Genomic DNA, 22,746 nt, shown 5'->3' with positions numbered 1-22,746 from the left:
AAGGAGTTTACATCAAAATGACACTGATCAAGGACCGTTTTTTGGGATGCCTGGTTGGACTGGCTGTGGGTGATGCTTTGGGAACCACAGTAGAATTTAGCAGTCCAGGCACGTTTGAACCTGTAACGGATATTGTAGGCGGCGGTGTATTTGGATTGAAGGCGGGGCAGTGGACGGACGATACGTCTATGGCGCTCTGTTTGGGTGAGAGTATGGTGCAAAAAGATAGCTTTGATCCAGCAGACCAAATGCGCCGTTACACGAATTGGTACCACCTGGGATATATGAGTAGTACGGGAACGTGCTTTGATATCGGTGGTGCGACGAGAGCAGCACTGCATCGCTTCGAGGCCACTGGAGAGCCGTATAGTGGGTCCGTTGACCCCATGACTGCCGGTAATGGCTCGATTATGAGGCTCGCACCTGTTGCCATGGCCTATGCGAACCTCCCGGAAGAGGCCGTGAGGTACGCTGAACTGAGCTCGCGAACTACTCATGGGGCAGCCGAAAGTGTGGAGGCCTGTGCTGTGCTTGCTTCCATTCTTGTGGCAGGTCTGCGGGGAGCGGACAAAGAATCCATGTTATCATCCGACGTTTGCTATAAGTGGCGGCAGGAACAGCCAGCTTATTCGGCAGCCATTAAAGAAATCATTCAGGGATCTTACAAGGTTAAGGAGCCGCCTGAAATACAAGGAACTGGTTACGTCATTCGTTCCCTTGAGGCTGCGCTGTGGGCATTTCACCATTCGGCTTCATTTGAAGAGGGGGCACTGCTGGCTGTAAATTTGGGGGATGACGCCGATACGACTGGGGCGGTGTATGGGCAAATTGCAGGAGCTTATTACGGGCTAAGCAGTATCCCGAGTCACTGGCGCGAGAAGCTGGCGATGAAGGAGACGATCGATGAGCTGACTGAGGCTTTATGGCAGAAAGCCGACAAGGGCCAGACACTTTAAGGGAATATCCATAAACATCAAGCTGGGTTGCTTTTATGATGAAGCAGGTCCAGCTTGTTTTTTTGTTCACTATATTTTTGCCGATGCCTCATTTCTAAGGGTTACTATCCATATCGCCATACTTCCACCCTCCTCAATTGCATGTCGTTATGACAAAATGAAGTCAACTACAAATCATACTTCACTTTACTGATCTTTTAGAGGAGGAACTACATTGTCACATCTAGATAAACAGCTTCATTCATTTGCTGATATTTCCAATTATATGAAAGGGTTTGAGATCGTTTCGACCCAATTTGGCCCTGATAGACGCGTGTATATTTTGCTAATTGATAAAGTCCCAGAACGAGTGCGGGGGATGTTCCCGCCTGCCTCTCTTAAAGAGAGACGTACTTACAAGATACTCATTATAGACGATCACATTGAAGAAGTATGTGTGGAGGGGCAGCAGTTTAACTATCATTATGTACAGCCTCTACATCATCATCTACTGCTCGTCGGAGCGCGGTGTCATTATTATGGACCCGACCAATACGATTTAAATGGTAAAATCATTGACTATGAAGGCCGTACCGTGAATGAACTACTACTTGGAGACGGTATTCAGAGTGTTCAGGTTACAGGAGAAGGTACGATCTGGACCAGTTATTTTGATGAAGGTATATTCGGAAATTATGGTTGGAATGATCCTGTGGGGTCCTCCGGCCTTGTCGCCTGGAATAAAGAAGGACACAAAATATATGAAAACCAAGCGGCAGACATTCATGATTGCTATGCTTTGAACGTGGTTAGCGAACAGGAAATCTGGTTTTACTACTATTCAGACTTTTCATTAGGACATATTTCCGGTAGCGACCGTACGAATTTTACGTTTATGAATCCGAGGATTTCCGGCTGCTCCGGGGTGGCTACAGATGGGGTTCACTTTTTGTTCGACGGCGGGTATGGAAAGAACGGACAATATGTCTTGAAAAAGAATGTAAAGCCAGGCAGCTTAAGCAAAGGACAACACATTCGATTTTTAAATGACGAGCAAGAGTTCCTTCAGCCGCACGAACAGGATTTCAGAAAAGACCGCCTGCTGCTCCGAGAAGGTTCTCTGCTGTATCAGGTGACTATAGGAGAGTTAGCGTAAAAACCCACGTCAGACGTGGGTTTTTCCTTAACACCAAAAATACTTATTCATACGTTTTGACAAGCTCATTCAGGGAGGTAATGGTGCTTCCTTCCCCAATGGCACCGAATTTCCACTCTCCTCCATAGCGGTAGACTTCACCTACACGGATGCTACACATCCCTTTATAGTCCTCTGTCAAGTTGTATCGGAGAATCTCTTCATCTTGCGACGCATCCAATACTCGAATATAAGCATTGTCCACCATACTGAAATCCTTACGTCTACCAAAACTAAAAAAACGGAATATATTCACTATAAATACGACTCTATGCACTTCAGGTGGTAGTTGTTGGAGGGATACGGTAATGACTTCATCATCACCGTCCCCATGTCCTGTCAAGTTGTCACCACTATGTACGACGGCCCCGCAAGGGCTATTTTTATTTCCGAAATATACTAGGTTTTTCGTCTGAGTCAGCTTGCCGTTCTCATCAAGAAGCAGTGCTGACGCATCAATATCCATGGATCTGCCCCTCATAGGGTCCCAGCCAAGCCCTACTTTTAGCACGGATAAATGTGGATTATTTTTGGTTAGGTCTACCTTCTGTCCTTTAACTAGACTAATACTCAACGTTATGCCTCCCTATCATTATGTTCGTTCTACTCTGAAATTGTAGCATATTTATAGTAGGATATAATCTATTCATAACCTCGTAGTTGCAGAGGGCACTTCAGTATTTTGCATTACTCCATGCTGTCTATGTTGTTTTGCTTCTGGGTCTAATGTGATGCCAATACGTCTGAATAAACAAGCAAAGATGTGAATATCTGGTGACTTTAGTGCCGAATTTTGTCCGTTACGGCGCGTTCTCTATTATAATGATTTAAAACGGACAAGGAGATGAACTCCAGATGAAAAAAGGAATCTTGGTCGCATCAGGGTTGGTTGTTGCAGCATTGGGCACATACCTGATTGCAGGAAATATGCAAAAAGAAGGAGCGGACAGGCTCGGGACAACAGATATCAAGCAATTGGTGCATGATTTCAGCGCAGGCAAGGCAACAGCCCAATCCGCTTCCATTAATTCCAGTCAGTTAATTGTTAATGGAGACCATACACAACCCATAACTTATGATTTGCCTGACAACGAGTTTTTTGTTTCGATAGCGCCATATGTAGACCAGACGCACCCTTGTGCAACTCATAGTCTAACCGGCTGCCAAGGCGAAATAAAAAATGGAGAGTTCAATGTGACCGTTCACGACTCCGAAGGGAATGTCATTATGGAGAATGCTGCTATGAAATCACAACCCAATGGTTTTATTGATCTATGGCTGCCAAGGGACAAAACCTACCGCATTAGCGTGAATCATGAAGGTAAAACGGCCCAAACGGAATTCTCTACATATGAGAAAGACGATACATGTATTACAACGATGAAGCTAGGTTAACGACAGAGAATAAAGGGGGTGAGCTTACTGATCGCTCGTACACTTTAAGTCTGCATAACCCTGCGTTCTCATACATAGCTTTTAGTAAGGAGCCTACGCCTGACGGAGGCTCTTTGTGCTACCCTAATCTTTTGCTAGAGTTACCGAACAGGTTGGGAGGAAATCTATGAGGAATCAGATAGCAAAACCTTAAATTGTAAATACTAAAAACCTATTAAAACAGCTGCAAACTTCCGACATATTATCTAAGAGCTTTTCGCTCAATATTCCTCGGGGAGATGGCAGCATGTCACAAAATATGAAGAAGCGCGTATTCAGATCATCCAGCATCGCCAATACATTGGCCATGGTCTTGTTAGTTATTATCGTTGTCGTCTTTGCAACCTTGGGGACGTTCATGTATGCGAGCACGCAAAGCATGCTTGTCAAGCAGCAAGAGGCCATGCTCCAAACCAAGACGCAGGCCACTGTCAGTCAATTTGACGCGTTATTTAAGGAAAAGGGCTCGCTAGTCAAACAAATGTCAACGAACACTTTGTTTAGACAATATATAGAAACCACCGAATCAGCAGAGACGGTGAAAACTTCCCCACATGCTGCGGAAACTGAAGCGACTCTGGCAGCCATTGTCAAGGAAGAGCCATCTTTTGCCGACGCCTGGATTGCAGGGATACATGGCAAAGGCTTCTTTCTTCAGAATGATGGTGCTGCTTCCAAGCCGGATTTCGATATCCATACACGCCCATACTTCAAGCCAGCTGTTGAAGCGGACGGTTTATACTACTCAGAACCCTATAAGGACGTCAATACGGGGAATGTGGTCATGGGCATTTTCTATCCAATCAAAGACAGCAGTAACCAATTAATCGGATTTGCTGCTGTCGATATTGCTTTCAAAGACATTCCTGCTGTTATGCAAAGCTATTCGCTTGGAAGCACGGGCTATTCGATTCTTGCATCCAAAACAGGTGATATTTTGTATCACCCTGATCAAAATAAAGTGCTGAAAGAAAAGATTAACGAAAGCACAGGTGATCTTGGCGAGATCGGTAAGAAAATGGTTGCTGGCGAGTCTGGAGTACAGCTAATTAATGATAATGGCGAACGTCGCTATATCGGGTACGCAACCAGTAAAGATACGGGATGGTCCGTAGGCTTAACCATTTCTGAACAAGAGGCGCTTTCAGAATTAAGAACCTTTACCTGGATTACGATTGGCGGTTTTGCCGCAGCCACCATCCTGCTGGTTATAATTTGTTATATAACGCTCCGTTACTTGCTGAGATCCATTCCGAAATTGCTCGCCAAAATCAAGCTGATTGAAAATGGCGATTTGACCGTTCAGTTTGATACGAATTCCTATAACGAAATCGGGCAAATTTCTCAAGGGGTTTACAATATGGTTCAAAAAATTCAAGGCATGCTCCAAATGGTGGGAAATTCAGCTCAAGTCTTGAATCAGTCTTCTCACGATTTGCAATCCATTTCTTCCAGAACCGCAATCACGATGAACGATACTGCGACAGCAATTAATGAAATTGCCAATGCGACGAACTACCAGTCCATCGAGACGGATAACATTTTACAAAAAACCGGAGCCTTATCCGGCCAAATTGACGAAATTGCCAATGATACCAAAGCCATCGAATCGATGGTACAAACTTCGGCCGAGCAAAGCGGGCAAGGGCTTGCAGTAGTAGACCAGCTATCCAAATGGGCCGAAGAAAATCATAATTCCACACAGGCGATGTCGGCTATTATTCAGGATATCGATCTGAGCCGTCACGAGATTTCAGGCATTGTGGATACGGTCAACCAAATTGCAACACAGACCAACCTGCTGGCGCTCAATGCTTCTATTGAAGCTGCGCGTGCAGGAGAACAGGGCAAAGGGTTTGCTGTGGTTGCCGGAGAGGTTCGCAAGCTGGCTGAGCAGACGGCGCTGGCGACACAGGAAATCTACAAGAAGGTCCGTGTGATTGAGGAAAAAACCAGCGTATCGGTTGAGCATACCGTTCACGGTCTGAAAATTGCAGAAGAAAATGCGAGATCGGTAGAGGACACGAAGCAAGTGTTCTTTAGCATTAACAAGGATTTGGAAGATTTGAAATCACGAATGATCCAGATCAGCACCAACACCTCCAAAGTCCACAAGCACAAAGATGAGATTTTGCAGGCGCTGGAAATCATCTCTTCCACCACAGAAGAGAATTCCGCTTCAACCGAAGAGGTCAGCGCCAGCACGCAGGAACAATTGGAGAGCTTCGAACAGGTTGCTGAACTATCCAAACAATTAAACCAATTGTCCAATAGGCTTCAAGACGAATTAAAACAGTTTAAGGTGGAGTAGCAAGTATAGGCATGATTTTGACTAATATGCAGCAAAGCCCGCGTTCAGCGCGGGCTTTTTAGCGGCTTATCCTTATTTCTTAATAAAATAATCGGGCTCTTCTTTTGTTTCTGTGGTGGATGTGATGGAGGAACTGGGCAAGTAAACGACATCTTTACCTGGAAGATATGCTCCCTGGTCACTCTCCAAAAGACGAAACCAGTTTTTTTCTTTGAAGATCAGCGAGAATACGATCCGAAAGATGGCTAGACTTGAAAGACCGAACGATTTGGAAATACCTGCGTTTCGTAGAGCTTTCTCGATGCGAAGCGTGGCAAAAAGTTTGGAAAAACGAGACTGTTCAGACAGGGAATGTTGTTGTAACATAGAGTTACACACCTTTCTTGTTGGCATGGTTAGTCGTACTTCCATGATACCAAACAAGCGAGGTGTTTTTTGTCAATACAAGTAAATCTATTGAATTCTTCTTACGAGCTCAAGGGTTTAAGTTCATTTTCCAGGTGAGAAAGTTGAGATACTTACATAATAAACAGGCGTTCACTCACAGTTGTTGCAAAATTGTCACATTTTATTACAAATCTTGGTTTTTTGTGTTAAAAAATGTTGCACAAACTATATGATTGGTATATTATTGCTTTAGAAAAACAAAATAAACATTTTTAATATATTTCATTCAAAATAAAGGGATATCAACATTTACAGTAAATTTGGTATAGAAAAGTGATATTTTCTTATTTATTCCTTTTTATGCGCTCTTTTGTTTTGGGTGATAGAGTGATTAATTTCACCATTACCATATATGGCAGCAAGAAGTTATTTTACTTAAGTTAAAAAATCTAAAAATCGAAGGGAGGGTAAATCTATGAATAAAGATTTTGATTTGAATCTTAAGATTGCAAAGAGTACTGATAAGGATGTTAAACCACAAGTTACAAGTGTTGCATATTGCACGCCAGGATGTAACACAGGCAGCACATGTGGAACAAGTGAGTGCGGTTTGACAAGAAATTGCACAAATACATGGTTGTGCGGTTAAATAATGTAAACGTCCATGCATTTAAGCAAACGCTTGAATGCATGGCGTTTATGTTTTTAGAAAGTAATTGGCGAGTGATTATAGTTTAAAATATACAGTTGATGATCTAATGAACGGGGAAAAATTCTATAGCTCTAAGAAGCCAAAGAATCAAAGAATTTTCAATTATCATAGAACATATCCTGTTTGAATTTAATTATTTTTATGAAAATAAGTAGAAAATGGACTTTTATAAATTGAGCGGCTAAAGACTGTAAGGGGCGAGTAGGGGAATTCCCATCGGAATATACTGGCACATGACAAATTCATCAATCGCTGAATCATTTTCTGCATCCGCTGACGTTCTTGTTCGTTTGTTACGACTTTGGGCGTTGCGTTTCTTGATTTCTCAAAAACTACTTTAATTTCGACATGGGCTAACACCAAAAGATGTAACCGGAAGCGTGGGATAACTTGCTTCATTTCCTGAACCTTAGACTCACTTTTCAAACGATGGCTGTAAAAAGCGGACGATTTAAGCAGCTGCCGAGCTTACATACGTGCTGGCCAAATTGTGATTCTAATTCATCACCAGCATGAAACGGAATTCTGATTAAAATTTTGTGGTAGGAACATTTAGCATTTTTCGGTGGTCGGGCACGTCCCGGCTTTTTTTGCAGGAGAATGTTACGTTCGATTTGGTTTTTGTCACCATATGCATGTGAGCTTGGCAAACAACGGAAGCATGCATTCAGCCACTCCAAGGATGGAACGGATAAGAAGCATCGATATCGATCTATAGCAGTATATATTTGTCGCAACCTTTCGCAGTCTCGAAGCTTTGTTTGATCATCTGTACAACATGGGAGGACGGCTGCACTTAACAAAACTTCTTCCAAACTAACATGATCTGGATACCTTTTCAGGAGATTCATAAACAAGGGTAAGCAGAATTACTTCTGGAATTTACCGACGAGAATGTTTTCAGAGAGTTCATTTCATGTTCCGGAGATCGATAATCCACATGCAAAAGTAAATCGAGGAAGGTGTGGGTAAAATATGAAACATTTATTTAAAGATATAGGTTCATTTATGATAAGGGTTCCAAGTCTACCAATTAATTTGTTAGTAGACAATATTAATAGTGCAGACAATCAAGAAAATACTATACCATTATTGGATTTTCCTTATTACAAGAAACAATTTGATGAAGCTATATTGGTGGCAAGTCATGATTTATATGAGTTTATGAGGCATTATGAAAAAGGAAGTGAAGTGAGAGATACAAATTATTTATTAAATTCTCTATATAAATATTTCAGCAGAAACTGTTCCAGGTGTACTCCGTTTGGTTTGTTTTCTGCTGTTGCATTTGGGAATATTAATTCTGGAGAAACTTCGTTTGAATTAAGTGGAACAGACATACAACGAAAACCTTTGGTAGATTCTAATTGGTTATTTGAAGTGGTTTTTATGTATGAAGCTAAGTATTTAAAAGAACTTAAATACACGCCAAATGAAGGTGTTGCAATTCACAGAAACAAAGCAATTTTATTTGGATGTACAAAAAACAAAGATAAGGAAAAAATCAACAAAAAAACTGTAAATTATACCAAACCGCTTGAAATTATTTTTAAAATATCAAATGACTATTTGAGTTATGTTGAAATTGTAGAAAAACTTGAAGAAGCATATCCTGGCATGGATCAATCTATTTTACATGAATATGTTCAATCTTTAATAAAAGAAGAATACTTAATTTCTGATCTTCGCCCACCGTTAACAGTAAATAACCAATTAGAGTATTTTATTTATAAGCTTAAACAATATGATATAAATGCTGACACTTTGATTTCTATACAAAAGCACATTGAAGATTATACTAATGGAGATAAAAGTGATAAGATAAGCTGCTTAACTAATGTTTTTCACAGCATGAAGGAAGTACATCCTTCAAAAAATTATTTAACTGTTGATTCATCTTTTGAATATAAAGAATGTAATTTAAATAAAAATGATATCAAGAAAATAAATGAGCTCATTAATCTATTTTTACAATTTAATGTTAATGAATCATTTGATAAATTAAATGATTATAAAAATAGATTTATAGAAAAATATGGTCTATCTATGTGCGTCCCTTTAACTGAACTCGTTGATCCAGATTTGGGATTAGGTTTTCCTTCTGCTAACACTAGAACTTTTAATAGCTTAGGAGAATATATAAATCCATGGGTTAGATTCTTTGAAAGAAAGTATATAGAATCTATAAGATTTAACCAAGAAATTGAAATAAAAGACGCAGATATCAAGAAACTTATGTCTGAAGATTTAGATGAAGAATTGTTGCCAAAATCTATGGAAATTTACTTTAATTATACCAAAGAAAATGGGAACGATATATTTCATCTAAGCAATATCTTTGGTTCAACTTTTGCAGGGAAATCTTTTGGTAGGTTCTCTCATCTAATGAAGGACCCAATTGATTTCTATAAAAAAATCAATGCAGTATACGATTCCAATGATAAATATAAATCTTGTGAATTCACTTTTCTACCAGATAGTTTGGTTACTGCAAATGTTATTAGAAATATGCACGGTTCCACATATGAAACAAGTTTTGGAACGACGAATTCTAAAAATAATACGCGTAAGCTAAAATTAAATGAGATTTTAGTCGGTATTAAAAACAATAAATTCTATTTAAAATCCGCAATTGATAACAAAATTATAATTCCGACCTCAACGAATATGTTTAATCCACAATTAAAACCTGAAATATTAAGATTTATTGATGATATTTCTTCTGATGGAATCAAATTTTATAATAAACCTTGGCAGTACTTGCTTGAAAAATTTGCTTATCTTCCAACAATTCGATATAAGAACTTTATACTAGAGCAAGAAAAATGGATATTAAAGATAGATGATTTAGATTTACCTGCCCACTTCAGTTTTGATGAATTTAAAATTAAACTGAGAGAGCACTTGGAAAGTAGAAATATTTCTCGTTGGATAAATGTTGTAGAAGCTGATCAAAAATTATTGTTAAATCTTGAAGAGGACAGATGTTTGTCAGTACTACAAAAAATGCTTATTAAATCTGAAATTGTATTAGAAAAATATAATGTTGAAGTAGAACATCCAGTTAAACATAATGATAATTCTTATTGTTGTGAACTGGTTATACCTTTAATTTCAGTTTCAGAAGTTGAATCAAGTATTGATGACTTTGAGATATCTGAAAATTTTGGAAATAGTAGAATTAAAGTTCCGCTGGATGAATGGCTTTATTTTAAAATTTATGGAGTTGGAGAAAATATAGATTATTTATTAGGTGATGCTTTATTCACCCCTTTGCAGCAATTACTTGAAAATAAAGAAATAGATAGCTACTTTTTTATTCAATATAAAGACCCAGACTTGCATTTGCGATTGAGAATAAAAGCTGATTATAATCGGCTGCTTATGGTTCAGCCCAAGCTTTTAAACATTTTTAGCCAACTCATTAAAAATTCAATTATATCCAAATATAGTATTGACTGCTATGATCTAGAATTAGAAAGGTATGGCGGATATGATTTGATGGATTATGCTCATGAGGTATTTCACAAAGATAGCATAGCAATTCAATCAATTATTTACGAGAAAAACAATAATAATGTAAAAATATCAGATGAACTTTTAGCTGTAATAAGCATATTTTTCCATGTGAAAAGATTTGGATTGAGCTTAGATGAGATATTTATTTTTCTTAATTGTCAAAAGCATATTAAGCTTGATCAAGAAGAACAAGATGAATTTAAAAAAAATAAGAATTCTTATCTTGATTTTGTAATAAAATTTTTATCTGGAGAGAAGTTGACTCCAGAAATTGATTTCATTTTTAGGATACTGCTGATAAAAAGTGCATCGATGGAAACATATTTAGAAGGAATAGAAAAATTTTATCCGGAAAGTAAAAATGTTAAATTTAGTATCCTTGATAGTATTTTGCATATGCATATGAATAGATTGTTTGGACCAAATGTCGAATTTGAAAGAAAAATGAGAACATTATCTAGGCATATATTTTATAGTGTCTACCATAGAAACAAAAAAACAGGAATATTGGAAGGTAAAGTGAATGCAAAAATTTAAACTATTAACTATTTCGGAGATGAAAGAATTGTTTTCATCTCTGAAGGTGATACCAAAAGCTATTAAAATTTTCTTTCAAGCTAATAAGACAATATTTGTTTTTAGCATAATAATAAATATTATTGCTGGTATTGTTCCTGTAGTTTCTGTAAACGTTTTCGGTATTTTGATAAATACAGTTTCAAGTATGGACTTTAATGATTCATTAAAAATATTAGCAGTTTATATTGGAATTAGTTTTTTAATAGATGTCATTTCGAGCATAAAAGATTTTTTGTTTGCAAAATATCAATACCTGTTAGATTTTGAATTGTTTAATCGGTTGATGAACAAATGTGCGAGTATGTCTTTAGAGGAATTTGAAAATTCTGAAGTACAGGATCAATTGCAGCATATTCAACAACAAATTGGTTTTAGACCATATAGTATTTTCACTTCAATATTGGCAATGATTACTGCAATAACGACCATACTTTCGTCCATTTTTATGGTAATAATATGGCAGCCTCTATCTGTATTACTTATTATTACTCCTGTTTTGCTTTTTTCAATATTCAATTTATCAATAAACAAAAGAGAATTCCAAACGGAAGAAAGGAACTCCAAAAAAGCTAGAAGCATTTGGTATTATGAATTTTTGCTTACTAAGGATCAGTCATTCAAAGAAGTTAAGATTTTTAACTTAGCCAAGCATATTATAGATCGGCATAATAAATTAAAGAAAAGTGTAATTAATGAGAATTTGTATAATTCCAAAATACGTTTGATTATTTCAACTGTATTTGATTTTGTTAATCAATTGTGTATGGCAGCACTTATGGTATTAATAATCATAACAGTAGTTAGTGGGAAAATCTTAATAGGTAGTGCAGTTGCGCTTCTCAGGGTTATCGGTATGGTGTTTGATAATTTTAACAATATAATGAATATTATTTACAGCATAAATCAAAATAGTTTGTACATGTCTAAATTGATAGGCTTTTTAAGTGATAATAAATTAAAGTCGAATAATAGAAGTGAAGAAACGAAAAAACTTAGTCATATAACTGAAATTCAAATAAATAATTTGAATTTCAGTTACCCTAATGCAAATAAAAAAGCTCTTAAAAATATAAATTTGAAAATTAAGAAAGGTGAAAGAGTTGCTATTTTTGGAAGAAACGGCTCAGGGAAAAGTACATTAGTAAAATTATTAATGGGATATTATTTAGTCGATGATGACATGATTAAGATCAATGGAGTTTCACTAAATAATATCGATATGGAAAGTCTGCACAAACTAACAGGTATATTATTTCAGGATTACTGTAAGTTTGAACTCCCAGTTAGAGATAATGTTGGGTTCGGGAATATTGATGAAATTGAAAATGATTCTCAAATAATAAAATCTCTAAAGAAGGCTGATGTTGATTTCCTTTCCTCAGATTTAAATCAGCAATTAGGAAAATGGTTTTCAGATGGAATTCAGCTTTCTGGTGGACAGTGGCAGAGGGTTGCACTAGCACGATGCTTTTTAAGAGATGCGCAATTGTATATTTTGGATGAACCTGATGCAGCACTTGATAAAATAGGTGAGAAAAAGATTATGAATACATTTTTTGAATTAACTGAAAATAATATAGGTATATTCATTTCTCACAAAATTTCACATGTACTGTTAGCCGATAAAATAATTTATTTAGATGAAGGAAGAATAGTGGCAGAAGGCACACATGAAGAATTATTGAGGGTCTGCCCATCTTATGAGGAAATATATAATTTAGAATTTAATGTCATGTCAAATGGAGGGGAATATGGATAAATTGGAGCAAAAAAAACATGAAATAGACAATTTAATCATAACTTTAGCAAAAAAATTGTCAGATGTAGAGTTTGTTCAACATATTTTAGGCTCTAAGGCCGTAGAATACAAAAGTACCTCAGTTGCAGTTTCATATCCAGCTTTATGTATTTTATTTTCTGAGCTTGAATTAAATTTTCCAAACTGTGGGTTTGATACAGCTGCCCATAAATATTTAGAGATAGTAAATTATGAACTTGGGAAGATCAGTACAGGGGATATTTCTCTATTTGATGGGTTATGCGGCGTAGGTTTTGCAGCAAATTGTATGTCTAATAATGGTGAGTACTATCAAAAATTCATTGAGAATTTGAACGAATATATTGTGAGTATAGCTGACAAAAATATATCAGAGTATAAAAGTGTACCATTTAACGAATTTTCATATGATATTATGTATGGATTAGCTGGTACAGCTAATTATTTAATAAATTTTAAATCTGAAACTAAAGTTAAAAATACACTGCTGTCTATTTTGCAGTATTTAACAAGTATCTGTAATACAGATGAAAGTGGAATTCCAAAATTTGCGATTAGGTCAGATCATAGTCAACTGTTCCATTTAGCAAATGATCCTAAGGTTCGGTATGTAAATTTTGGAGTATCTCATGGGATACCTGGAATACTTTTAGTGTTATCAAAGTCCTATGAGTCAGGAATATATTTTGAGGATCAGCTTGAGGCTATAAAGTGTTTATCAAATTATATCTCTGATGGCTGTGTGAAAATTGGTGATGAACTTTTTTGGGAAACTCAAAAAATAATAGGATTTGATGGAGATAAACCGGTACAGTCAAGAGATGCCTGGTGTTATGGAACACCAGGAGTTGCATATTCACTATTGATAGCTTCAAGGATATTAAATGATAATGAAATGCGTAATTTGGCAATACAAAGTATGAAGTTGTCTCTAAAGAGATTACGTGACGTCGTATCTCCTACGTTTTGTCACGGTCTTTCAGGAATATGTTGTTTAGCTAGAAAATTTTATGAATATACGGATGATATATATTTTAAAGAAATGTATGCAGGAATATTTGAATATATACTAAATTCATACGATGACCAAAATTCACTGGGTTTTAAAGACACAGAATTTGATAAAGGAAAATTGGTCAATAAAGACGAGATAGGGCTGTTAAATGGAACTAGTGGAGTGATTCTAACACTACTGTCTTGTTATAGACCTGTTAAAACACAATGGGATTCTATATTCTTGCTATAATGGTATTTTTGGCATAACATTAAACGCTGATCCTTTTTATTCTGTAATTAGGATTGGATTGAAATTTGTATTTTTGTTTCTCAGTTAAATATATAAAATAATGGAATAAGATCAGGCAACAAACGGCCCACCCAAAGATAAGAGCTATCTAAGGCTGGGTTGTTTCATGGATACAAAGACGTTTTGAGAAAATTCTTAGGTTTGAATAGTAGTGATATTAACTCTTCCGCAAGGGACTTCATGGTACTAACTAATCTCCTGTGTCGGATAATTTTTGATAACGAATATAAGAATGTTGCAGGTTCAGGAAAGCATAGATATATATAAGCTTTGAAAAATAGTATGTTAAATCAGCTGCACTTAGTTTGAAAGAAAAAAAAGGGGCGAAGAAACCTTATGACAAATAGGATACTCATAATAGATGATGATATGGAATTGTGCTCATTAGTAAAAAAATGCGTATCACAAGTAAACCTAGAAGCCGATATAGCGTATAACGGGCAAACAGGATTACTTCAAGTCATGAATGAAAACGACTCTTATTCCCTAATTATTTTGGATGTAATGTTACCTAATATGGACGGTTTTCAAGTATTATCTGAAATAAGAAAATATAGTAATGTACCCGTACTTATGCTGACAGCTAAAGGAAGTGAGCCGGATAAGGTAACAGGTCTTAGCCTTGGAGCAGATGACTATTTAACAAAACCGTTCAGTATCAAGGAACTCATTGCTAGAGTGCAATCTTTGATTAGAAGATATACTACTTTTAATTCTGGGGATTCTGTAAGCATTCTTACCTTTAAAGGAATTGTTATTGATAAAGAAATAAGAACTGTTCATGTTGAGGACAAGCTAATTGATTTAACAGGCAAGGAATTTGATTTATTAGTATTTTTAGCTTCGAATAAGGGTCGTGTGTTTACGAAGAAACAAATCTATACACAAGTTTGGAAAGATGATTATTCTTTTGATGACAATAATATTATGTCCTTTATAAGTAAGTTGAGAAAGAAAATAGAACCCAATTCAGAACAGCCATTTTATATTATAACGGTACATGGAGTAGGTTATCGTTTTAATAAGGAGGCTTAATTAATTATGGAATGGATCTATATTCTACTTATGGCTCTAGTTTTTTGTCTTATTGTTATCATTTATTTGGTAACAAAACTGTATAAGGTTTCTGAACAACTTTCAATTATTGAAGATTCTTTAGCCGATATAAAAAAAGGAAATTGGAATCGTCGTATTTTGGTAAATGAAAATGATATCACTAAAACAATTTGTTATTCCATAAATGATATAGCAATGAATAGTCAAACTCAACTCATACAGTTAAAGCAATCCGAACAGGCTTATAAGCGACTTATGACGAGTTTATCCCATGATGTAAGAACACCTTTAACTTCTTTAGTTGGCTATTTAGAAGCAATTCAAGAGAAGTTTGTTACAGGCAAAGAAAAAGAAGAATATCTTGAAATCGCTTTAAATAAAGCACATCATTTGAAGGGGTTTGTTGAAGTTTTATTTGATTGGGTCAAACTTGATGCTAAAGAGCAAGTGTTTAAACTGGAAGAACATGATATAAACGAATTCACTCGTGATATCTTGGTAAATTGGATACCAACCTTTGAGGAAAAGCATTTTGAATATAATATTGATATTTCTGACAAAGAATGCTTTATCCGATTAGATCCAAATGCTTATATAAGAATTGTTAATAATTTAATTCAAAATGCTATTGCACATAGTGACGGGACTAGAATTGATCTACAAATAAGCGGAAATGAACAAAACGTTATGGTTCAGATAAGTGATAATGGAAAAGGGATTTCTCCTAATGACCTGCCACATATATTTGATAGACTGTATCAAAGTGATGAATCACGTTCGACTAACGGAAATGGTTTAGGGCTTGCTATTGTTAGAGAACTTGTCCATCTACATAAAGGAACAATTAATGCTCAAAATTTATTATCTGGTGGTACGACGTTTATAGTAAAACTTCCGAAAGCTCTTTAATATTTTTGAAAGCTTTTTTATTAGCAAGAAACAAACAAGATTTCGGCAAGATTTTGGCAAGATTTGTTTGATAAACTTTAAATAAAGGAGGTATTCATATGACAAAGTATACCATAGAAACTAAACAACTTACTAAAATCTATAAGGATCAGAAAGCTGTAAATAATGTAAATATCCATGTAAAAAAAGGACGTATTTACGGATTGCTCGGTCGTAATGGCGCCGGTAAAACGACAATTATGAAAATGATCTTAGGGTTAACGTCTACCTCTTCCGGTGAGGTAGACGTATTTGGTAAGAACATTAAAGGTAGAGAAAAGCAGCTATATCCCAGAATTGGAGCGATTATCGAAACGCCCGGATTCTATCCAAACTTAACTGGAACAGAAAATTTGAACATTTTTGCAAAACTGCGTGGTACATCTGCTCCTAACGCTGTGAAGAATGCATTGGAAGTTGTAAGATTACCGTATAAGGATAAGAAGCTGTTCGGTGAGTATTCTCTCGGTATGAAACAACGTCTGGGTATTGCTAATGCTATTTTGCATGACCCTGAACTATTGATTTTAGATGAACCTACAAACGGTCTGGACCCTATAGGTATAGCAGAAGTCAGGGATTTTATTAAGAGTTTGAGTGTTGAACGTGGGAAAACAATTCTTATTTCCAGCCATATTCTTTCGGAAATTTCATTGCTTGCTGATGATATTGGAATTATCGACAAGGGTATTCTGTTAGAAGAAAATAGTATGGAGGAACTTAAACGAAAAAATGGTAAGTACATTCTACTTCAAGTTTCTGATGCTGCTAAAGCTAGCTTGATCTTGGAACGTCAATTCGGTTTGAAAAGTTATTCTGTGAAAGACGATCATACGTTGCAAATCTATAATAATTCTCTGGATATGGCTTCTGTTAATAAGGCACTAATATTGGGAGATGTGTTGGTTATTAGTTCTCAGCTTTGTAATGATACTTTAGAGGACTATTTCAGGAAAATTACGGGAGGAGATGGCATTGCTTAAACTTATTCAAATAGAATTTCTTAAGTTACGACGCAGAACATTTGTGTGGATTATGATGTTTTCAGCTCTCATCATGCCATTCCTAGCGTACTTATTATTTAAATATGCGTGGGATACAGGCGGTGACCCTGTACAGTTTTATAAATGGTCAGCGTTCGGACTTACACTTTTTATTGTCTTACCTGTTGTTTTAGGAATATTAAGCACAATGCTAATGTACAATGAAAATCAATACGATATGCTTAAACAACTTTGGATTGTGCCTGTCAGCAAAATGAGATATTTTTTTAGTAAATTTTTTGTAGTTTTGATTTATTCTGTTTGCTTCATGTTAGTTACAGCTGTAGGTTCCGTTATATTTAGTATACTTCTCGGAGATATCGCATTTGATTGGCAAAACGTTTTGTTTTTGATAAGAAAGTGTTTGGAGATTGGTGTTATTACAGCTTTTGCAATGCTGCCGATTTTGGCAATTGCTACAACGCAAAAAGGATATATTCTTCCAGTTGCTATAACACTAGTTTATACTTTTCTTGGTTCTATTATAGTGTCGATAAATATGTATATACATCCGTTATCCAGCATGGCAGTAATCGTTGCTCGAAACGGAGATATTCCAGGACTGAACTATACACAGGTAATTAGCATACCCTTGGCGTTCCTTAGCATTTTTGTCTGGGGGATTGTATCTGTACTCCTTGCAAACGTTGCATTAGCAAGAAGAAAGTGAGGTGGTAATAATGCGAACATTACTTTGGGCGGAACATCAAAAGATTCGCCGGTTAAGTTTTGTTTGGATTGCAATTTTTGCGACGGTTATGGTAGCAGTTATTGTTTTTTTATCCGGATTAACAGACAATGACGGTGTTCGAGATATAGATACTATAGGTTGGTATATGGCGGTGGCTCAACCACTGGCAACATTTTTCGTTCTTCCAGCGGTAATTGCTCTCTTAGGTAGTTACATGATTTGTCGTGAAGAACAGGAGCATATAATCGATTCACTTCGACTTATCCCCGTGAATGAAGCAAAGTTGACAATCGCAAAAATGATTATAACCCTTGTATATAGTATTCTTTTTTACTTGTTACTCTTTGCTATAACATTTTTCGCTGAAGCAACTTTACATTTTTCTGATTTATCCATAGGGATGGTCATGAATTTTTTGAAAGCTTATTTTTTAGATGGTATATGTATATTTCTTGCAATCTCACCTATTATTGCTTTGGTATCATACATGAAAAAGGGATATTGGATTGCGTTAGTTATCACTGAATTTTATTCTTTTATTGGACTATTTGCAAGTACGTCAAATACCCTAAAAGCTTTATATCCTATTACAGCTGTATTTACCATATCTGGCTACTATGAAGCATCGACAACTCAGGTCATGCTTAGTTGCATTAGTTTACTATTTTGCGTTGGACTTGCCGCAGTAACACTTGCAGGCATGAACAAATGCAAATGAAATAGGCATCTATCTGCCAAACCTCCAAAAAATTATCAAGCCTTTTGTCAACGAAAAAAGGTTTGGGATAAAGGTAACTATGATTTGAATATATGCTTGAATTTAGGTTTTATATCTTTGTATTTTAGTGTCGAATCTAGGGATATTTGTTTGTTACTCAGAGGGTTAATGATAACGATTATGAATTGATTGAAATGACATTAAGCGAAGTTACAGAAGAAGGTATACGTAATTTCTCGATAGAAACACAGGTTATATTGATTTTCGGTTACATGATCACCTTGTCTCCTCTTCATTTTGGAGACTATGAGTATTGGGATAGCATAGGGAAAACATGCTGTCAAAAGCATACGAGTTTGAACCAAGTGATCCAATAATTGAAATGATTTTTCTTTCGGACAATATGAGAAGTGAAGGTTATAAGAATGCTTGTTTAAGAGTTAAAGAACATATTAAAGATAGATTTCTTTAAAGACCCCCTGATCCAAATTGGACACTCGAAGCCACCTCAAATACACTAAATGAAATGAGTAAAGAATACCATCTATCCTGCAATCATAAGGCATCATTTCACTTTATTTAGTACATGATTCTTTAATTAAATTCTCACTGAGCTTCTTCTCGCTTCCTGTATTTACGAATCCCAAAAGGGTTGTCTGCATAAATGCCTCTTCGAAATCCATCCTGCATATTTGGAGTACATGCGAAAGAACAGCCCAGACATTAAACTGTACCTACTTTGTTAGTGAAGTCTAACAAAAGGTCAGTTCAGGGGCTGTTTTTTCTCTATTCTTGTCTTCGTATCTGGAACAAGTTGTGATATACTATGATACAGATTGTAAAATACTAGAATTAATATTTTCAAAAATGGATTTTTTTAAATTAGTTATTATGGATATGAGGAGTAGTCTAATTCCCTAGGGGATGGAGAAAGGCCTTCCTTTTGTTTCAGCATTTCAGTTGAGTGTGCTCTAATTCTATTACAATGCCTGCTCTTTCACCATTAGCAGAGATATTTCTTGCTCGCCAATTATTTCTTCGTAAATGTAACAATATGGATTATCATATACGTAGTTCTGATATCATACAAGATGTGTGGTATCTACGAAGTATATAAACTAGACGTTAGGCGAAACCTCGTAGTAGAGAGTAAATAAAGGGGACTACAATGATGGAATATGCTCTTATCCGCATGAACGAGGTTTTTCCAAGTGATAATGCTGTTGCTAAGTGGGTAGTTGGATTGGCAATCATACATAACGCTTTTATTTTTCTAAAGAAAAAATTATTCAAAAGTTCAGACGAGCTTTCGTACTTGATTTCAGAAGCACCATCTATTCTTAAAATTCTCACTGCCTCCCTAAGAGAAGCTATTTTCTATTTAGAAGAGTCTGAGAAATTAGAAGAAGTAAGAATATATATTGATTCTTTACCCGAGCATATAATCCAGATATATAAGATTCTTAAACTACTATTTAGAAATGGCGAAAAAGCAGATTTGTTGCAAAAATTATCAAACACAAGAAACATAACTTATCACTACTCTAAACCTCAAAGGAATGAACTTTCAGAAGCTTTAGAAGAGGTGAGTAATGAAATTGTATTTTATGAAGAAAAAGATCAAAGGTTTTTGTTTGCAGAGCACGTAAGAATACAATTTTATTAAGGTCATTATTTTCTTCTAATGAACTCAAGTTAGAACAGGAGTTGCCTGTAGCAGAGTTAATAATAAGTATTAAAGAATCTATAGGGACACTAATCGATTTTTCTAGCAAGGTAAGTAAATATTATTTGAAAGATTTTTGTAAGTAATTCATTGAGGCCTAATATAATATTCACGCTGCGGGCATACGCCCTTGGTCCGGCATTCGCCGGACACCCATTTGTTGGGTCATGAATACAGAAATGTTATGTGAAATCACATAAGATTTTAAAGGATGGATGATTCAATTGGATAATTTAGCGCTAGAGAGCTGGATTGATACACATAAAATTATGGATAGAACCTTAGAGGGTTTTTGGGTTACATTCAATAACTACATGAAAGAATCTCCAGAAGAAATTAGTTTGTTTTTTGATGAATTGAATCTAGAAGATATTAAGCCTTCAATAGATACAATTGAGTATAAAACTATTTTTCATTCCGATTATCAGATTGTAGACAGTCACTATTCCCAGCAGGTTATATCTACGTTAGACATTTACTACAAAAAAAAGAGAGAATAGGTTATTATAGAATGTTCTTTTATACCAATGGCGAATGCTTTGATGATAGCCTAGTTACGGAATGGACAGGCTGGTATATAACATTGAAACTTGAAGCGTTAATTGAACTTCAACAAGAAATTAAAAATGAATTGGTAAAAAATAAGATCAAAGAAGATGAAATCGAAAAAATCTATAATTTAATAGATAAACAAGTTTCTAAAATCAAGGTTCAAATCCATAAATAATTGTAGATAGAAAGTTCGAAGAAGATGTCGCATCACATAACATAATATTCAAGCAGCGGCTCCTTTGGAGCCTTGGTCTGCGAGAAGGATTTCAGGGAAGCATTTCAGCAGACAACCCCTTCGGGGTTCATGAATACAGGAACGTTATCAGAAACCAGCAAAAAGGGGAGCCTAAATGAGAGTATCTCCGAATCCAAAACTAAAGGAGATACTGATTCAAAAAAACGTAGGTGTCTGTTGTGTTTGTAAAAAGAGAGGACTAGGTGTTCATTTCCATCACGTTGATGGTGATAATTCTAATACAGTTGAGGAAAATCTGGCTGTTCTCTGTGTAAAGGATCACGATCTACACCATAGACCACAAGCATATAACGAACCTAATCATCTTGAATTAACAGAAGTTGAAATTCGAGAGTATAAGCGTTCTTGGGAAGCCTTTGTAAAAGAAGCTTCACAAAAGAACCCAAAAGTTTTTGCAGTATTAAATACTTATGGGGACTATGATAGAATCCATTCATTAAGATTAATTTTTCAATGGGATGACGAAAAAATTGAATTTGAACGTGTATTTCATTTATTAGGAGGCCCTATGGATTTATTATTGGATAAAGTCCTCGAAGAGATTGTTTGGGTTGGTAAGGAAATACAGTTGTTATTGGTCGATAGTCCACTAGAGATTGAATACTGTCCATGCTGCAATAGTAGTTATAGTAATACTATTAATAGTAATGTAACTAAGAAATTGAGCAGTACCTCGTGGAAGCAAGATTCTATCTGCACGATATATATAAACCCAATGCAGCCCTCATTGGCAATTACAATATTTCTGAAGGATGACATGATATATTCCGGGAGCTTGCACCGATGTAAAAATAATACACTTCATTATATATGTGATAATTTCGAGGACTCGCTCTCTATTTTTAAAAAAAACAAGCGTAAGAACACAGGTAACAAAATTAGTAAACAAGATTTTAATGGATTGGGAGCTTGGTAGAATTATCTTTGGCACAGGAGATCCGGACAAACCCAAAATTATCGAAGATTTGAGCTTACCGCGTTGCTGGAAAAAAATATTAAAACCATTTGAATGTTATTCAATGAAGTGCCGGAATCTGATAACATCGTATTCACGCTGCGGTTAATTCATCCCTTGGTTCGCTAGAGGAGATAAACAGGGAAGCGGACTCAAGCGAACAACCCTGCACCACCTAACCGCGTCGCGGTCGGGACTTCGTCTCTTAAGGTGTGAGGGTTCGTGAATATAGGAACGTTATCTGAAACCAATGCTCAATGAAATAAAAGACAAAAATTAAGGAGCCAATAATGCAATTATCTCAGAATAGTATGAATGGAATTAAAGGCTGGCTGCTTTTCTTTGTGATCTATTCTTTTTATCTACTTATAAGTAATTTAATAGGTCTTTATTTCGAATTTTATATTTATATGTTAGTTGGAACAATTGGTTGGAATTTTGCTAGGGCCTGTACGCAAACCTATTTGAGCCATAAACGAATTGAAAGCAGCGTCAAAAAAGCCATGAACATGTTCGCTGTTTTTCATAGCGAGTGGCCAAGCGTCGATAGTTTTTTACTTTGTTGAAAAAGCATTCAATTAAGTGTCGCTCTTTATACGTTTCAGAATCTAACGGGCGCTTTACCCGCCGATTGCGTTTGCTTGGG

The 22,746-nt window shown here is 36.0% G+C and carries 18 protein-coding genes and 1 pseudogene; 17 read left to right on the top strand and 2 right to left on the bottom strand.

All coding sequences use genetic code 11. From position 1 onward, the window contains the following. The first annotated feature begins 17 nt into the window (after nucleotides 1–17). Both FKV70_RS13195 and FKV70_RS13190 read left to right on the top strand, forming a co-directional pair. Nucleotides 18–956, top strand: coding sequence for an ADP-ribosylglycohydrolase family protein (locus FKV70_RS13195; protein WP_142613120.1), 939 nt, complete (start codon nucleotides 18–20; stop codon nucleotides 954–956). Nucleotides 957–1,170: 214 nt separating this feature from the next. Then, nucleotides 1,171–2,091, top strand: a complete 921-nt coding sequence (locus FKV70_RS13190; RefSeq protein WP_142613119.1) for a hypothetical protein — start codon at nucleotides 1,171–1,173, stop codon at nucleotides 2,089–2,091. 43 nt (nucleotides 2,092–2,134) lie between these two features. Here FKV70_RS13190 and FKV70_RS13185 read toward each other — a convergent pair whose 3' ends face one another. Continuing rightward, nucleotides 2,135–2,704, bottom strand: coding sequence for a TerD family protein (locus FKV70_RS13185; RefSeq protein ID WP_142613118.1), 570 nt, complete (start codon nucleotides 2,702–2,704; stop codon nucleotides 2,135–2,137). A 281-nt stretch (nucleotides 2,705–2,985) separates the two neighbouring features. Between FKV70_RS13185 and FKV70_RS13180 the strand changes: the two genes are divergently transcribed. Together FKV70_RS13180 and FKV70_RS13175 are read left to right on the top strand one after the other, a co-directional pair. After that, nucleotides 2,986–3,525 carry a CueP family metal-binding protein gene (locus tag FKV70_RS13180; RefSeq protein ID WP_142613117.1) on the top strand — a complete coding sequence of 180 codons (540 nt, stop codon included), beginning with the start codon at nucleotides 2,986–2,988 and terminating at the stop codon, nucleotides 3,523–3,525. 286 nt (nucleotides 3,526–3,811) lie between these two features. After that, nucleotides 3,812–5,875, top strand: coding sequence for a methyl-accepting chemotaxis protein (locus tag FKV70_RS13175; RefSeq protein WP_142613116.1), 2,064 nt, complete (start codon nucleotides 3,812–3,814; stop codon nucleotides 5,873–5,875). A 141-nt stretch (nucleotides 5,876–6,016) separates the two neighbouring features. Here the strand turns inward: FKV70_RS13175 and FKV70_RS13170 are convergent. Then, a pseudogene (locus FKV70_RS13170) lies at nucleotides 6,017–6,241 on the bottom strand (IS4 family transposase); the annotation flags it as partial. 496 nt (nucleotides 6,242–6,737) lie between these two features. Between FKV70_RS13170 and FKV70_RS13165 the strand changes: the two are divergent. The 13 genes from FKV70_RS13165 (at nucleotide 6,738) to FKV70_RS13110 (ending at nucleotide 22,061) form a co-directional block, all read left to right on the top strand. Continuing rightward, nucleotides 6,738–6,911 (top strand): gallidermin/nisin family lantibiotic, encoded by a 174-nt coding sequence (locus FKV70_RS13165; protein ID WP_082825202.1) that lies wholly within the window; start codon nucleotides 6,738–6,740, stop codon nucleotides 6,909–6,911. A 1,038-nt stretch (nucleotides 6,912–7,949) separates the two neighbouring features. Continuing rightward, nucleotides 7,950–11,030, top strand: a complete 3,081-nt coding sequence (locus tag FKV70_RS13160) for a lantibiotic dehydratase (RefSeq protein ID WP_142613115.1) — start codon at nucleotides 7,950–7,952, stop codon at nucleotides 11,028–11,030. Then, nucleotides 11,017–12,831 carry an ABC transporter ATP-binding protein gene (locus FKV70_RS13155; protein WP_142613114.1) on the top strand — a complete coding sequence of 605 codons (1,815 nt, stop codon included), beginning with the start codon at nucleotides 11,017–11,019 and terminating at the stop codon, nucleotides 12,829–12,831. The genes FKV70_RS13160 and FKV70_RS13155 overlap by 14 nt, the downstream gene beginning before the upstream one ends. Then, entirely contained in the window at nucleotides 12,824–14,095 is a 1,272-nt protein-coding gene (locus tag FKV70_RS13150; protein ID WP_162305668.1) for a lanthionine synthetase C family protein, read from the top strand. Before FKV70_RS13155 ends, FKV70_RS13150 begins: the two co-directional genes overlap by 8 nt. A 396-nt stretch (nucleotides 14,096–14,491) precedes the next feature. Beyond that, a complete protein-coding gene (locus FKV70_RS13145; RefSeq protein ID WP_063208584.1) occupies nucleotides 14,492–15,190 on the top strand; it encodes a response regulator transcription factor in 699 nt (232 codons plus the stop codon). A gap of 6 nt (nucleotides 15,191–15,196) precedes the next feature. Next, nucleotides 15,197–16,120 (top strand): sensor histidine kinase, encoded by a 924-nt coding sequence (locus tag FKV70_RS13140; RefSeq protein WP_142613112.1) that lies wholly within the window; start codon nucleotides 15,197–15,199, stop codon nucleotides 16,118–16,120. 98 nt (nucleotides 16,121–16,218) lie between these two features. Continuing rightward, the gene (locus FKV70_RS13135) at nucleotides 16,219–17,142 is read left to right on the top strand and encodes an ABC transporter ATP-binding protein (protein ID WP_063208588.1); all 924 of its coding nucleotides are present in this window, start codon (nucleotides 16,219–16,221) and stop codon (nucleotides 17,140–17,142) included. Beyond that, complete coding sequence (locus FKV70_RS13130; RefSeq protein ID WP_063208590.1) at nucleotides 17,135–17,872, top strand: ABC transporter permease; 738 nt, start codon at nucleotides 17,135–17,137, stop codon at nucleotides 17,870–17,872. The genes FKV70_RS13135 and FKV70_RS13130 overlap by 8 nt, the downstream gene beginning before the upstream one ends. Nucleotides 17,873–17,882: 10 nt before the next feature. Then, on the top strand, nucleotides 17,883–18,611 hold the full coding sequence (locus tag FKV70_RS13125) for an ABC transporter permease (RefSeq protein ID WP_063208593.1): 729 nt from the start codon (nucleotides 17,883–17,885) through the stop codon (nucleotides 18,609–18,611). A 1,168-nt stretch (nucleotides 18,612–19,779) separates the two neighbouring features. Continuing rightward, nucleotides 19,780–20,277, top strand: coding sequence for a hypothetical protein (locus FKV70_RS13120; RefSeq protein ID WP_244310732.1), 498 nt, complete (start codon nucleotides 19,780–19,782; stop codon nucleotides 20,275–20,277). A gap of 284 nt (nucleotides 20,278–20,561) precedes the next feature. Next, a complete protein-coding gene (locus FKV70_RS26580; protein WP_244310731.1) occupies nucleotides 20,562–20,837 on the top strand; it encodes a hypothetical protein in 276 nt (91 codons plus the stop codon). A gap of 11 nt (nucleotides 20,838–20,848) precedes the next feature. Beyond that, on the top strand, nucleotides 20,849–21,064 hold the full coding sequence (locus FKV70_RS26575) for a hypothetical protein (RefSeq protein ID WP_244310730.1): 216 nt from the start codon (nucleotides 20,849–20,851) through the stop codon (nucleotides 21,062–21,064). 175 nt (nucleotides 21,065–21,239) lie between these two features. Next, a complete protein-coding gene (locus tag FKV70_RS13110) occupies nucleotides 21,240–22,061 on the top strand; it encodes a hypothetical protein (protein WP_142613111.1) in 822 nt (273 codons plus the stop codon). The last annotated feature ends 685 nt before the right edge of the window (nucleotides 22,062–22,746 follow it).

The organism is Paenibacillus ottowii (assembly GCF_006874425.1).
Lineage (GTDB): Bacteria > Bacillota > Bacilli > Paenibacillales > Paenibacillaceae > Paenibacillus > Paenibacillus ottowii.
Note: the sequence above shows the minus strand (reverse complement) of the source record. Positions and strands in the feature narration are given on the sequence as shown.